The following is a 12,226-nucleotide window of genomic DNA, read 5'->3' as shown; positions in this document are numbered from 1 at the left end:
ATGATTTGGTTCGACCTGCATCATCCGGCTCTAGAAGATCTACGCCCACCGCCTATTATTTTAGCAAAATGCGATATGTTCTGCGCCTTGCGCCGGAACCCTGTCCGGCATGACGCGTTTTCCGGCTACAGAGGGAATCACACCTATCCGCAAAACTGGAGGCTGACATGAAGGTCGGTCGGCTGCTCATCGCAACTGCGACGATACCGGTCTTGCTCGCCGACACCACTATGGCAAGCGAGGCGGAATTTCTCAAATCTCTGCACGGGAAATGGACGGGCCAGGGCATGGTAAGGCTCGATATCGACTCATCGCCGATAAATGTCGTCTGCAACGTCGATTCCCGTGCAACTGATACAGAGCTGTTAATGACGGGACGCTGCAAGGGACTGATCGTGATTTCCCGTCCCGTCGGTGCGGATTTGAAATTCAATGGTGCGCAATATACCGGCAGCTATTTGCGGCCGACCGGCGGCACGGCCGGCCTAGCCGGAAGCCGGACAGGCAATGCGATTAACCTGACCATTCATTGGCCGAACCTGGTCAATGGAGATCGCAGCGCGGATCTGACGCTGCAGAAACTCGGCAATAATGGGATGAGGCTGGTCACTGTCGACGTCGATCCAACCTCCGGCGACAAAGTCGTCATAAGCGAAATTCATCTCAGTCGGAACTAGGGTCAGGACCTATAAGCTGAGCAAAGGGCCGGATGGTGGCTTCCAGGCCCAAAGCGGACTCTAACGTTCCAGACTTCTGCACCGTGCAAGCCGTTGGAATTGAAGCACCGGAAATCTGTTTGTCATCCTCGATTGGTACACCGTATCCGCTCTGCGCCATAAGGCGACAGGGGGACTTGGCCATTGCCAAAGAGCGTGCGGTTCATCGAACGAGAGCGAAATGGGCGTCAGGAACTATTTGATCGAAGGCGTTTCCGGGACTGGCAAGACCTCAGTCGCCACCGAACTGCAGCAGCGCGGTTACCACGCCATCCACGGTGACCGTGAGTTGGCTTATCGAGGCGATCCCCAGACGGGCGAGCCGCTGGATGGTTCTGCGCATAAGCAGAACAATCTGGATGTGGCCTTTGTACACGAGCACCACCTTTGGGATGTCGACAAAGTCAAATCCCTGATGGCCGATCAAAGCCACCCGATCTCCTTCTTCTGCGGCGGCTTGAGGAATTTCCATCACTTTATTGATCTGTTTGACGGGGTTTTCGTTCTCGACGTCGATTTGGACACGTTGAAGAGGCGGCTTGCCAGCAGACCTGAAGACGAGTTTGGCGGAAAACCAGCCGAACGAGAACTGGTTGTGCGACTGCATGCAACGAAAGAAGACATTCCCAAGAACGCGGCGACCATTGACGCCACTGCGCCGCTCGCCTCCGTTGTCGACGAAATTCTATCGAAATGCGGAGGGGTCGACTAAGAGCCGGCGCGCGGTAGTCTAGTTCGATCGCGGTGGCCGGCGGATGTCAGCTTGGGCATATGCCGTCGTTCCGTGATGGCCTTCATTTACGTCCGCTTCTGAGGCGCAACGGGCGTCGCGAACCTTAAAATTCCATCGGGCAAGCCATCATGATTCAAGTGCGGCAGGAGGATTTGCCGATGTCTGATCAATTCTGGCTCACCGAGACGCAGCTCAAGCGTCTTGAACACCACGTCCCAATCGCGTGGCGTCCCGCGCGCGGACGACCTGCGTGTGATCAGTAGGATAAACCGCGTCACCCGCAATGGTTTGCGATGGCGGGATGCCCCCGAAGTCTATAGCCCCCGCAAGACGCTCTACAACCGGCTGATTCGCTGGTCTCGTATAGGCATCTTCGATCGGCTCGGCATCCCGCTTTATTTAGGGAAATGTGATATGTTTGACGCCGTGCGCCCGGAACCCCGTTCGGCATGACGCGTTTTCCCGGTACGGACAACGGCCGGCCGTCAACCCCGTGTCCACAAAGCTGGAGGCTGATATGAAGATCGGCTTGCTCCTGTTGACGACAACCATACTGGTTCTGATCGCCGACACCGCCATTGCAAGCGAATCGGACTTCCTGAGATCGCTACAGGGAAAATGGGCAGGCCAGGGCGTGGTCAGGATCCGTGCCGACTCATCGCCGATCAATGTCACCTGCAACTTCGATTCCCGCGCGAGTGATACGGAGCTGTCGATGACGGGACGCTGCCGCGGCATGATCCTGATATCCCGCCCGGTCGGCGCGGATCTGAAATTCAACGGCGCGAAGTATAACGGCACCTATCTCGGGCCGAATGGCGGCAAGGCTGGCCTTGCCGGCAGCCGAAGCGGCAACGCGATCAACCTGACCATCCTCTGGCCTAAGCTGGTCAATGGCGATCGAAAGGCCGATCTCACCGTTCAGAAAGTCAGCGACAACGGCATGAGGCTCACGACCATGGACGTCGATCCAAACTCCGGCAACAAGGTCGTGACAAGCCGGATAGATCTCCGGCGCAATTGACGGTGCGCTCTTCCTCGGAAATTGTCGATCACGCAAAAGAATGGCCGGCTTGAGCCGGCCAGAAGTAGCGCGGACGCGTCTTGGGGGCTCGTCCGCGCGCGGACTCCGGCCGCAAAGCGCGGCCGGGGCGGAGCCTTAATCTCTTATGCGCAATTCCGAATGGAAAACCGCTTCGCACTTTCCCGGAATTGCTTAAATCGTGCCCGCCGACATCTCGGACGCGATATGGTCGGCCTGACGGATGGCCAGCGAGACGATCGTCAATGTCGGGTTTTCCGCGCCGCCGGTCGTAAACTGGCTGCCGTCCGAGATGAACAGGTTCTTGATGTCGTGGGTCTGGCCCCATTTGTTGACCACGCCGTTCTGCGGCTTTTCGCTCATCCGGTTGGTGCCGAGATTATGCGTCGAGGGATAGGGCGGCGTCGGGAAGGAACGTACGGCTCCTACCGCCGCATAGAGCGCCTGGCCCTGCTTGTAGGCATGGTTGCGCATGGCGTCATCGTTCGAATGGTCTGTAAACCAGACGTCCGGGATCGGCATGCCGTACTCGTCCTTGAGTTCGCCATGCAATTTGACCGCATTCTGTTCCTGCGGCATGTCCTCGCCGACGATCCACATGCCGGCCATGTTGACATAGTCGTCCATCGCCGACGTGAAGGAGCGCCCCCATCCACCCGGATCGAGGAACGCAGCCATGAAGGGCAGCCCCAGCGACAGGGTCTCCATTTCGTAGCCGCCGACGAAGCCGCGTGAGGGATCATGGCGGGCCTCGTCGCGGATGATCCCGGCCATGACCGTGCCACGGTACATGTGAACCGGCTTGTCGAAGACGCCATAGACCGATCCAGTGGTGTGGCGCATATAGTTCTTGCCGACCTGCCCGGAGGAGTTGGCAAGCCCGTCCGGGAACATCGAAGAAGCGGAATTCAGAAGCAGCCGTGGGCTTTCGATCGAGTTGCCGGCGACGGCCACGATGCGCGCCTTCTGCTCGTGCAGCTTGCCGTCCTTGTCCGCATAGACCACACCCGTCACTTTGCCGGTCTTGTCGTGCTCGATCTTGACCACCTGCGAATTCGGCCGGACCTCCATCTTGCCCGTCGCTTCACCCTTCGGGATCTCGGTATAGAGGGTCGACCATTTTGCTCCCCACTTGCATCCCTGGAAGCAGAAGCCGGTCTGCTGGCAGGCCATGCGGCCGTCGCGGTCGACGGAATTGATCGCCATGTTGCCGGTATGGCATTCCTTGTAGCCGAGCTTGTCCGCACCGGCCTTGAACACCCTAAAATTGCTGTTGCCGGGAAGGCCCTCGATGCCGTTCGTCCGGGTGACGCCCATCTTGTCCTCGGCCCTGGCGTAATAGGGCTCGAGTTCGGCAAGCGTAATCGGCCAGTCGAGCAGGTTGGCGCCCTCGATCTTGCCGTAATGCGTCGCCGTCTTGAACTCATGTTCCTGGAAGCGGAGCGAGGCGCCGGCCCAATGCGTCGTGGTGCCGCCGACCGCCTTGACGATCCAGGCCGGCAGGTTTGGGAAGTCCTTGTGCACCCGCCAGCCACCGCCGGTCGTGCGCTTGTCGAGCCAGGAGAGCTGGGTGAAGCTATCCCATTCGTCGTTGATGAAATCCTCGTGTTCGATGCGTTTGCCGGCTTCCAGGACGACGACGTCCACGCCTTTCTGCGCGAGCTCGTTGCCGAGCGTTCCACCGCCCGCGCCGGAACCGATGATGACGACCACGCTGTCGTCGGTGAGATCATAAGGGGCTGCCATTTTATCCTCCCAGATTGACGGATCATGCGGTGCGCCCGTGCGGGCGCGCAGGAACCGTCAAAGCCACTCGATGTCGTTGAAGCCGCGATTGATGTAGCCGCCTTTGGAATAGGATTCGCCTTCGTAGCCGAAGATCGGCCAGACTTCCTTCTGGTTGTAGAGGCTGACCACGAGATCGCCGCGCACGGCCTGGAAAAAGGGCGTCGTCTCGATGTCCCTGAGGATCGCCACGCGATCGTCCTCCCAGGCAAGACCGCGATAGCCGCCGGGGCCGGCGCGCTTGTCGAGATCGGCCACACCGTTTTCGATCAGTTCCTTGTGCGCGGCATCGCTGCCCGCCTTGGTATCCTGGCCCTTGACCGCGACCGCATAGTAACGGTCGGCAAGTCGGTCATGCGGATAGATGTCGCGGGCGAGCACGATCAGCGTCGCCATCGTTTCCGGCTTGAGCGCGGTGGTTTCGAGCCCCCACGCCGAGGTGGGACAGAGCACCGCATTGCCGCTGATCAGGAGCACCGCGCCCGCGCCTCCACGTTTCAGGAGTTCGCGGCGCGATATTCCCGATTGCCTTTCGTAGATCGTTACCATTCCTGTTTCCTCCCTTGCTTGGCGCATGCCCCTCGGGACCATGCGCATGCCGGCGATCTCTCCTCAGGATCGTCGGCAGAATTGCTATTTGAAGCGCCCGTGCCTCTGCAGCACCTCGATCTTGTATCCATCGGGATCGGCGATGAAGAAGAAGCGGGCAATCAGGCCGCCATCGCGGCTGAATTCAACGATCTTGTTGGGGTTTAGTCCCGCGTCGCTGACGCTTGCATGCACGGCGTCGAGGTCGTCGACCGAAACGGCTAGATGCCCATAGCCGTCGCCCAAGCTGTAGGGCTCCTTCCTGCCCTTGTTGATGGTGAGCTCCAGCTCGAACTCGCTTTGCGGATTGCTGAGATAGACAAGCGTGAAGGTTTCGAAATCCAGCCGATCCGCCACATCGAGGCCGAAGGCTTTGCCATAGAAATCCACCGACCGCTGCTCATCCAGAACACGGATCATCGAATGTATCGTTTTCGCCACTTTCGCCCCCGCGGCCACCCTCTGATATCTGGGTCGAGGATGCATCAAAGCAGGCATCAGCAGGTAGCAGCCGGTTACCGCAAGCGGAATTTTGCTTGATCAAGCGAAAGATAAGACGGCGTGCTTCGACGCCGGCGGCGCAAAGGGAAATTGACCACTGCGATCGGCCGTTCCATAATCGGCTTATAAAAACAAGAGCGGAGGACAATGCCATGTGTGGAGTTTTCGCAGGTCAGGATCCGCAGCGCTATCGCGCCGTGAACCGATCGGTCAGGATCGGTGGTCATTCCACCAGCATCCAGCTCGAAACCGCCTTCTGGGATCTGATCGACGAGATCGCAGACAGCCAGCGCATGTCAACGTCCCGCTTTCTCTCGACCCTCTATGACGAAGCGCTCGAGATCAACGGCTCGGTTTCCAACTTTGCCTCCATGCTGCGCACGAGCTGTCTCATCTATCTGATGGGCGGCAACGCGCATGGGAATGTGCCGCGTGAGTTTCACATCGCGGCGGAATAATCGCGAGCGAGCCTGCCGAATTAACCGGGCTATCATCGCGTCGCCAGCGGCGGTGCTTCGATCCGCCATAGGATTTACTTTTGCGTCAGCCAGGCTTTGACCTGCTGCGTGAACGAGTTCGACAACCTGAGTGCGAGAGCATCTTCCTTTTGAGCCTGGGCAGCGTTGACCGCCATGGCGACGACGATCCCCAAACCTTCACCCCTCATTCCGCGATCCTCGGCACGGATATTCTGGGCCTGAGCGATCAACTGACCGGTTTTGACATCTTCCAGCCGGACCGTTCCCGCGATGTAACTGTCATTTCCCGCAATAATCCGACCTGCCTTGCTGGAAACGTCGACCATGTGCAAAGTGACGACCAAACGCCCCTGCACCGGCCCTCCCGGCAGACCGGTGAGCTCGCGAGCCATGACGCTCTGCATCGTGCGAACAACGGCAGGCAGCTGAGGATCCGGCTTCGTCCTGTCGATCAGGCCGCCCATGGTGACATCGGGTGCGGTCTCAACGCGGATCTGCGAGACCGAAGTCCGCTGAAGGGCTGCAACCAGTCGTGGATCGGTCGTGACGCAGGAGGACAGGGCGACGGTCATGATGAAGGCAATCAAAAGCCGCAACGCGGGCATAAATCGGACTCCAAAATTCTTATTGTGACGACCGGGCAGAACGCCTTGGCCGCGCCGACCCTAATCCTCGTCATGTGATTAGATTCAACTTGCAGATCGCGGACTTAATCATCGCCCGCGTGCGGATCGGCAACGCTATTTATGCAATCCAGCGTAGAGTCAACGTCAGTTCGGTATGATGGTAAATTTTCTCGATTGATGAAAATTCGCTTTTGATGATTTTGTCGCCAGCTCTGGCTACTCGTTTTTTCATTCCCGCCGCTCCAGCATAGCCGGAGGCTTAGCGGGAGAGTTATAGACAAGTTTCCGACGTTCGGGTCAGCTTCCCGCCTGCTGCGGCGATGTTCGCTGCTGTGGTAAGCCTGTCTAGTTAGATTGCTTATTTAAAGATCTTAAAGATCAATTCCCAAACGATCGGCGATAGCGGAGAGATCGTCAATCATTCTGTCCAATTCCGCCTTTGTCCGCCCAGTCAATGCCGGCAGTTCGCGCGGATCAACAACACGACGAAACTCGCGAAAAATCTCGCGGGTAAAATTAAAGTCCGCGACATCGAGCGCAAGGATAACAGCTTCTTTGTCTAGTCGAATAGCATCCATGGGTGTAACCTCAATATGGTTGAGTCCTCTTCGGAAGCTGGCTGATATAGTCGTCCCAGCCACCTTGGAAATCCGGCCGGAAGGCTGTGCCTTCCCCGCTGTTAGGGTTCTTTATGACTACCGTCCTCGTCTTTGCGTCTGGGAAAACTACGCGTCCATCCGCGTAGTATCTGACGCCTGTGGGTTGCGTGATAACCGTCTCGATATGAGCATGAAACGGCTCTTTTACAGAGTCAGCCTCGTTCGCCCCTGACTTTGCTTTGCGACTAGTCTTCAGAGGAACAAGGAAATCAGGTGCCATAAATGGCGCTATATTGCTCCGCCATCTTCTCTCCTAGAAGCTGAACGGACCAATGTCTGGACGTGAGTGGATCCGGGATATTTTCAATAAAAGAGACAGCAATCAAATTGCTTATTTCATCGTCGCTTTCTGAGAAATTGTTTTCGAGATAGCCAAGTAGCTCCCGCTGCCACTTGTGTTCTCCATCAGGGCCGCCGCATACGAAACGACAATAATCATACATCAGAATATGCGGGAGAATTTCGCCGCTATTGTCTTGGATATGCTCCGCAAGAACAGGAAGCAGCTCTCGGAACCGAAACGCTAGGTGACACGCGAAGGAAACGGTCAATGCGCTCATTTCTGCCCTCTCAATGCCTTTTGCAGATCGGCCATGATATTCAGCGCGATCTCTTTATCGGTAGCAAGCGCTGCTAGCGTTTATGCCGGAGCCGATGAGGTTCACGTAGGTGTCGCGCGCCGTCAACGTCACATCGGTTCCGGTCGATAGCTGCGAACCGCTATTGAGCGGTGGAGACCGGCTACGTGATCGGATCCACCGTCGATAGCCCATGCTCTCGCTATCAAACCTTGAAGCGAACTCATCCCGATGAAAGGCATATATTCATTGCCTTCCAATCGCACAATCGTGACGGTACTGGTATTTGGTTGCTTAAGGCGCTCCTGATACTCCAATGTGATATTCGTATTTTTTAGCAGCTCAATTGAACATGCCAACAGGCCAGAGCGATCACGATTCCCTTGCCCGATCGCCCGCAAGTCCGCGATCGCGTCGTAAGCTTTCAAACCGGCGAACGCTGCATTGGCCGCCAGTGGTTTGAAGGCTACAAGGTCCGCTTAAAAAGGCAGTAAAAGCCTTTCAGGAAATATTCTGCCGGATTTAAAAGGGTGGTTTTTCTTCAGCAAGGCGACGCTTCAATTCTGCTACTGCATCGGCATCCGGGGGGTCTGTCAATTTATATATTAACCCCCCCTTTTCTGCGGCCCAGTGAATCAACATATCTCCTCCATAATCATCTTTTTTCAAAATAAACCCATTTATTGACGAATCTACCACGTCACATTGATCCTCATTAACCACAATAAAACCATCGTAACCTTCATACGGAATTACCAAATGATGTCTAATTCCGTCGACCCAATATAGTGCATATACTTCAACAATTCTGTTGAATCCATCTTTTTCGACTATTTTCATTGTTGCACCCATTCTAATTCGTGAGCTTCATGTCATATGCTTTGCCGGTAATAGCATTATATTGGTAGTGGATCGATATCTTGGACCCATCTGGCTGCGTATGCGTAACCTCCATCTTCTGCCATCCATTCGCGGGAGGAAACCGTGGGTCGTTGTTGAGATTGAGCTTTTGTCCGCCAGCCGGGTCCTGAAGCACCTGATTCCACAGCACTTGTTCAGCCAAGGTCCTAGGTTGCGTTGCCTGCCCCGGTTTGGCCGTCGATATCTTATCATAATCGATATTGTATCCGGGGACGGGCGGGGGAACGAGAGGCGGTGTTCCATTCGGATTTTGATTATTGCCGTTGGACCCACCATCATTCAACGGCGGCCCGCCATTATGACCGATGCCCGCATTTTGGCTCAAGACGACATTTTTGCCCCCGCTCTGCAGCCCCGTCACAATTTCCTGCAACAGCGGGCGAGACATGGCGGCGCCATTGACATTGCCGGACTGCAGTTCAAGCTGGTGTGTAAGCGGATCTTCGGTAAGAATCAGCGAAACCTTGTCGCCATTCGGTGTGGTTATTTCAATGCTGCGCCGGAGGGCCTCCGAATTCCCGGTCAGACGAACGACAGTTCCATCCGAAAGTTTCGTCGTTTCATTGATGTCGTCACCGATCGAGCCAGTCATCCAAAAATAGAAGCCGGCCGTGGCTGCCGCCACTGTGGCCATTTTTCCGGCAACGGCCAAAGCGGAGCGGATACTTATAGCCTGCCGCACAACATCGTAGCAGTTCTTCGCCGCCGTCACGGACAATTCTATCGGGCCATCCGGCGTCGAGATTGAGCACGCGCTGGCCGCTGCATGGGCGGACGGCACGATCCAATCGAAGATGCTGAACGGAACCGATGCGTGATTATTGCACTCCGCCAAGGCCGCTAATACCTTGGGATCGTTGACGGCGTAGGCTGCGATCTTGTTCGCCTTTGCCAAATCCTCCGGTGTCATAAGGCCATCAGCGGTCATTTTGCGGAGCGCATCGCCAATGACCTCTGTTATCGCCGCGCCCGCTTCGAGCGCTTTCTTTACTGAGGTATCGGACAGATAAAACTCGATGCCGACATGCTTGTCCTTGGTGATCTCATAGGCCTGATCAGGATCACGGTTAAGGTCCTCCAGCGGTGCAGTGGCACCTCCTGCTTCAAGTGCTGCCTGCTTCTCCTCGTCGCGGATGATGATCTCACCCGGACCGACGGTTGCCCGCACCTCCTGACGCGTGTCGTCGAGCTGCCAGCTTCCCTCGCCCGTCGTGCGCGGCTGCGAAATCTCGCCGGGCTGCTGCGGACCTCTGTCTGTCAGGTCGATGTTGAGCGTGACATCGAAGCCCTCATATTGCTTCGAGCCTTGGAAGTTCTCAAAGGTCAGCGTGCCCGTATCAAGCATCAGGTCGCCGCTTTCGGAGATGATCTTGCCTGCTCCGAGATGCGTGTTGCCGCCGACGGTCACGTCCATTTGGCCGGAAGAGACGAGGCCGGACTGCTCGCTGATCCAGTTGGTGTCGCCGGAGCCAAGGCCGCCGCCGGGCGAGACGCCGGTGAGCGAGGGCATTCCCCCCAGAGGCCCGCTAAAGCTTGCGCCGATCGACGCCGAGGAGTTGGAGCTGGAGCCGGTATCGGGAACGGAGATGATATTGAGGTCGCGCCCGACGTCAGCCGTCACGGTCTCCCCGGAGACGACCGCCCCTTTGAGATTCGTATCGCGGCCGGATTCGAGCGCGATATCGCCCGTGCCGGTCACATGGCTGTTGACCTGCGTCGTGCTCTCGCCGTTCGACTTGCCGGTACCCGCATGGGCACCACCACTGATGCCGACCCCAATGCCGCTCAATGTCACCCCGGCCGAGACGCCGATGCTGGCTTCTATTGAGGAGCTGCCGGACGACGAGCTGGCTAACGGGCGTCAGTCATACCTTTCTTCAGCTCAACGACAGTGCCCGCTGCATAATTCGTTAAATTGCATAAAGTCCTACCTCCTCCACAATGTTAATCAGTTGAGTGTATTTTTTCCAATCATGCAGAACAAATAGGTCAGTCCGATCGTATCCCCCAAGAACTCTCACCGAATAAATCGGGAAAAATACGTCCATAAGCTTCTTTTCTCTTAAGCTATTCTTAAATATTTCATCCACTTCGCTACAGTTGTTATAAATTTCTCGTAAAGGCCCCGGAACATTGATAACAATACCGCCTTCTCCTAATTTTCGGTAAAGCTGTAAAAACTGCTGTTCGCCCGATAAATAAGCGTTTTCTCTTCCGCGATTAACGGCGATTTTATAAGCTAGAATGTCGCAATCATCAGCTTCCTTCTCATTCAGCCAATGATCAAAAACTGAAACATTCAAATATGGTGTTTTAGCCTTACCTACGTCATCGATTGTCTCGATTTGCGTAAATACATACGCGTACATTTTTGCCAAATTCACTTTTTTCATAATCTCAACCCTCATCCACGCAGAAAAACGCCATCCGAATTCAACGTTCCAATTCTATTGCCTGCGCGGTCGAGTAATTTCCACGCACTGCCACCGTGAGCATTTCCACCAGCACGATCTTTAACAATTTGATATCCAGATTTGGGATCTTCAAATCGCACCTCGCCTTCGACTTTCACTCGGTTTTACCGCCACCTCCGGCTTTCTGGCTCAAGACGACATTTTTGCCCCCGCTCTGCAGCCCCTTCACCATCTCCTGCAACAGCGGGCGAGACATAGCGCCGCCATTGACATTGCCGGACTGCAGCTCAAGCTGATGTGTGAGGGGATCTTCGGTAAGAACCAGCGAAACCTTGTCGCCATTCGGTGTGGTTATTTCAATGCCGCGTCGGAGGGCCTCGGAATTCCCCGTCAGACGAACGACAGTTCCATCCGAAAGCTTTGTCGTTTCATTGATGTCGTCACCGATCGAGCCAGTCATCCAAAAATAGAAGCCGGCCGTGGCTGCCGCCACTGTGGCCATTTGTCCCGCAACGGCCAAAGCGGACCGGACACTGATAGCTTGTCTCACAACATCGTAGCAGTTCTTCGCGGCCGTCACGGACAATTCTATCGGACCATTCGGTGTCGAGATTGAGCACGCGCTAGCGGCCGCATGGGCGGACGGCACGATCCAATCGAAGATGCTGAACGGAACCGATGCGTGATTATTGCACTCCGCCAAGGCCGCTAATACCTTGGGATCGTTGACGGCGTAGGCTGCGACCTTGTTCGCCTTCGCCAAATCCTCCGGTGTCATAAGGCCGTCAGCGGTCATTTTGCGGAGCGCATCGCCAATGACCTCCGTTATCGCCGCGCCCGCTTCGAGCGCCTTCTTTACTGAGGTATCGGAGAGATAAAACTCAATGCCGACATGCTTGTCCTTGGTGATCTCATAGGCCTTGTCGGGATCACGGTTGAGGTTCTCCACCGGCGCAGTGGCACCTTCGGCTTCGAGTGCCGCCTGCTTCTCCTCGTCGCGGATGATGATCTGGCCCGGACCGACGGTTGCCCGCACCTCCTGGCGCGTGTCGTCGAGCTGCCAGCTTCCCTCGCCCGTCGTGCGCGGCTGCGAAGTCTCGCCGGGCTGCCGCGGACCTCTGTCTGTCAGGTCGATGTTGAGCGTGACATCGAAGCCCTCATATTGCTTCGAGCCTTGGAAGTTC

At 56.2% G+C, this 12,226-nt stretch carries 14 protein-coding genes and 1 pseudogene; 5 read left to right on the top strand and 10 right to left on the bottom strand.

Going from position 1 to position 12,226, the window contains the following annotated elements; translation table 11 throughout:
- The first annotated feature begins 167 nt into the window (after window positions 1-167).
- The 4 genes and pseudogenes from AAE029_RS03330 (at window position 168) to AAE029_RS03315 (ending at window position 2,473) form a co-directional block, all read left to right on the top strand.
- Window positions 168-677 (top strand): hypothetical protein, encoded by a 510-nt coding sequence (locus tag AAE029_RS03330; RefSeq protein WP_371071361.1) that lies wholly within the window; start codon window positions 168-170, stop codon window positions 675-677.
- Between the two features lie 220 nt (window positions 678-897).
- Window positions 898-1,428 (top strand): AAA family ATPase, encoded by a 531-nt coding sequence (locus tag AAE029_RS03325; RefSeq protein ID WP_371071360.1) that lies wholly within the window; start codon window positions 898-900, stop codon window positions 1,426-1,428.
- A 179-nt stretch (window positions 1,429-1,607) separates the two neighbouring features.
- Window positions 1,608-1,833: pseudogene (locus tag AAE029_RS03320) on the top strand (transposase); the annotation flags it as partial.
- Window positions 1,834-1,966: 133 nt separating this feature from the next.
- Window positions 1,967-2,473 carry a hypothetical protein gene (locus tag AAE029_RS03315; protein WP_371071359.1) on the top strand — a complete coding sequence of 169 codons (507 nt, stop codon included), beginning with the start codon at window positions 1,967-1,969 and terminating at the stop codon, window positions 2,471-2,473.
- 192 nt (window positions 2,474-2,665) lie between these two features.
- Here AAE029_RS03315 and AAE029_RS03310 read toward each other — a convergent pair whose 3' ends face one another.
- The 3 genes from AAE029_RS03310 to AAE029_RS03300 all read right to left on the bottom strand — a co-directional run bounded on the left by AAE029_RS03310 (window position 2,666) and on the right by AAE029_RS03300 (window position 5,305).
- Window positions 2,666-4,237 (bottom strand): GMC family oxidoreductase, encoded by a 1,572-nt coding sequence (locus tag AAE029_RS03310; RefSeq protein ID WP_371071358.1) that lies wholly within the window; start codon window positions 4,235-4,237, stop codon window positions 2,666-2,668.
- Window positions 4,238-4,294: 57 nt separating this feature from the next.
- A complete protein-coding gene (locus tag AAE029_RS03305) occupies window positions 4,295-4,825 on the bottom strand; it encodes a gluconate 2-dehydrogenase subunit 3 family protein (RefSeq protein WP_371071357.1) in 531 nt (176 codons plus the stop codon).
- Between the two features lie 84 nt (window positions 4,826-4,909).
- Window positions 4,910-5,305 carry a VOC family protein gene (locus AAE029_RS03300; protein WP_371071356.1) on the bottom strand — a complete coding sequence of 132 codons (396 nt, stop codon included), beginning with the start codon at window positions 5,303-5,305 and terminating at the stop codon, window positions 4,910-4,912.
- Between the two features lie 212 nt (window positions 5,306-5,517).
- On the opposite strand from AAE029_RS03300, the gene AAE029_RS03295 reads away from it, so the two are divergent.
- Complete coding sequence (locus tag AAE029_RS03295; protein WP_371071355.1) at window positions 5,518-5,823, top strand: ribbon-helix-helix domain-containing protein; 306 nt, start codon at window positions 5,518-5,520, stop codon at window positions 5,821-5,823.
- Between the two features lie 74 nt (window positions 5,824-5,897).
- On the opposite strand, the gene AAE029_RS03290 is transcribed toward AAE029_RS03295, so the two are convergent.
- The 7 genes from AAE029_RS03290 to AAE029_RS03260 form a co-directional block, all read right to left on the bottom strand.
- Window positions 5,898-6,449, bottom strand: coding sequence for a hypothetical protein (locus tag AAE029_RS03290; protein ID WP_371071354.1), 552 nt, complete (start codon window positions 6,447-6,449; stop codon window positions 5,898-5,900).
- Between the two features lie 392 nt (window positions 6,450-6,841).
- On the bottom strand, window positions 6,842-7,048 hold the full coding sequence (locus AAE029_RS03285) for a hypothetical protein (protein WP_371071353.1): 207 nt from the start codon (window positions 7,046-7,048) through the stop codon (window positions 6,842-6,844).
- Between the two features lie 290 nt (window positions 7,049-7,338).
- A complete protein-coding gene (locus AAE029_RS03280; RefSeq protein ID WP_371071352.1) occupies window positions 7,339-7,689 on the bottom strand; it encodes a hypothetical protein in 351 nt (116 codons plus the stop codon).
- Between the two features lie 540 nt (window positions 7,690-8,229).
- Window positions 8,230-8,547 (bottom strand): hypothetical protein, encoded by a 318-nt coding sequence (locus AAE029_RS03275; protein WP_371071351.1) that lies wholly within the window; start codon window positions 8,545-8,547, stop codon window positions 8,230-8,232.
- A 13-nt stretch (window positions 8,548-8,560) separates the two neighbouring features.
- Window positions 8,561-10,417 carry a hemagglutinin repeat-containing protein gene (locus AAE029_RS03270; RefSeq protein ID WP_371071350.1) on the bottom strand — a complete coding sequence of 619 codons (1,857 nt, stop codon included), beginning with the start codon at window positions 10,415-10,417 and terminating at the stop codon, window positions 8,561-8,563.
- 121 nt (window positions 10,418-10,538) lie between these two features.
- Window positions 10,539-11,021 carry a hypothetical protein gene (locus AAE029_RS03265; protein WP_371071349.1) on the bottom strand — a complete coding sequence of 161 codons (483 nt, stop codon included), beginning with the start codon at window positions 11,019-11,021 and terminating at the stop codon, window positions 10,539-10,541.
- A gap of 175 nt (window positions 11,022-11,196) precedes the next feature.
- Window positions 11,197-12,078: a hypothetical protein gene (locus tag AAE029_RS03260; protein WP_371071348.1), complete on the bottom strand. Its 882-nt coding sequence runs from the start codon at window positions 12,076-12,078 to the stop codon at window positions 11,197-11,199.
- Window positions 12,079-12,226: the final 148 nt, after the last annotated feature.

Source organism: Sinorhizobium sp. CB7, assembly GCF_041357635.1.
In the GTDB taxonomy this organism is placed as follows: Bacteria; Pseudomonadota; Alphaproteobacteria; order Rhizobiales; family Rhizobiaceae; genus Rhizobium.
Note: the sequence above shows the minus strand (reverse complement) of the source record. Positions and strands in the feature narration are given on the sequence as shown.

Coding starts and splice junctions, on each gene's coding strand:
- AAE029_RS03295 (WP_371071355.1), top strand. CDS start 5,518: ATGTGTGGAGTTTTCGCAGGTCAGGATCCGCAGCGCTATCGCGCCGTG.
- AAE029_RS03310 (WP_371071358.1), bottom strand. CDS start 4,237: ATGGCAGCCCCTTATGATCTCACCGACGACAGCGTGGTCGTCATCATC.
- AAE029_RS03275 (WP_371071351.1), bottom strand. CDS start 8,547: ATGAAAATAGTCGAAAAAGATGGATTCAACAGAATTGTTGAAGTATAT.
- AAE029_RS03330 (WP_371071361.1), top strand. CDS start 168: ATGAAGGTCGGTCGGCTGCTCATCGCAACTGCGACGATACCGGTCTTG.
- AAE029_RS03265 (WP_371071349.1), bottom strand. CDS start 11,021: ATGAAAAAAGTGAATTTGGCAAAAATGTACGCGTATGTATTTACGCAA.
- AAE029_RS03290 (WP_371071354.1), bottom strand. CDS start 6,449: ATGCCCGCGTTGCGGCTTTTGATTGCCTTCATCATGACCGTCGCCCTG.
- AAE029_RS03285 (WP_371071353.1), bottom strand. CDS start 7,048: ATGGATGCTATTCGACTAGACAAAGAAGCTGTTATCCTTGCGCTCGAT.
- AAE029_RS03315 (WP_371071359.1), top strand. CDS start 1,967: ATGAAGATCGGCTTGCTCCTGTTGACGACAACCATACTGGTTCTGATC.
- AAE029_RS03280 (WP_371071352.1), bottom strand. CDS start 7,689: ATGAGCGCATTGACCGTTTCCTTCGCGTGTCACCTAGCGTTTCGGTTC.
- AAE029_RS03305 (WP_371071357.1), bottom strand. CDS start 4,825: ATGGTAACGATCTACGAAAGGCAATCGGGAATATCGCGCCGCGAACTC.
- AAE029_RS03325 (WP_371071360.1), top strand. CDS start 898: ATGGGCGTCAGGAACTATTTGATCGAAGGCGTTTCCGGGACTGGCAAG.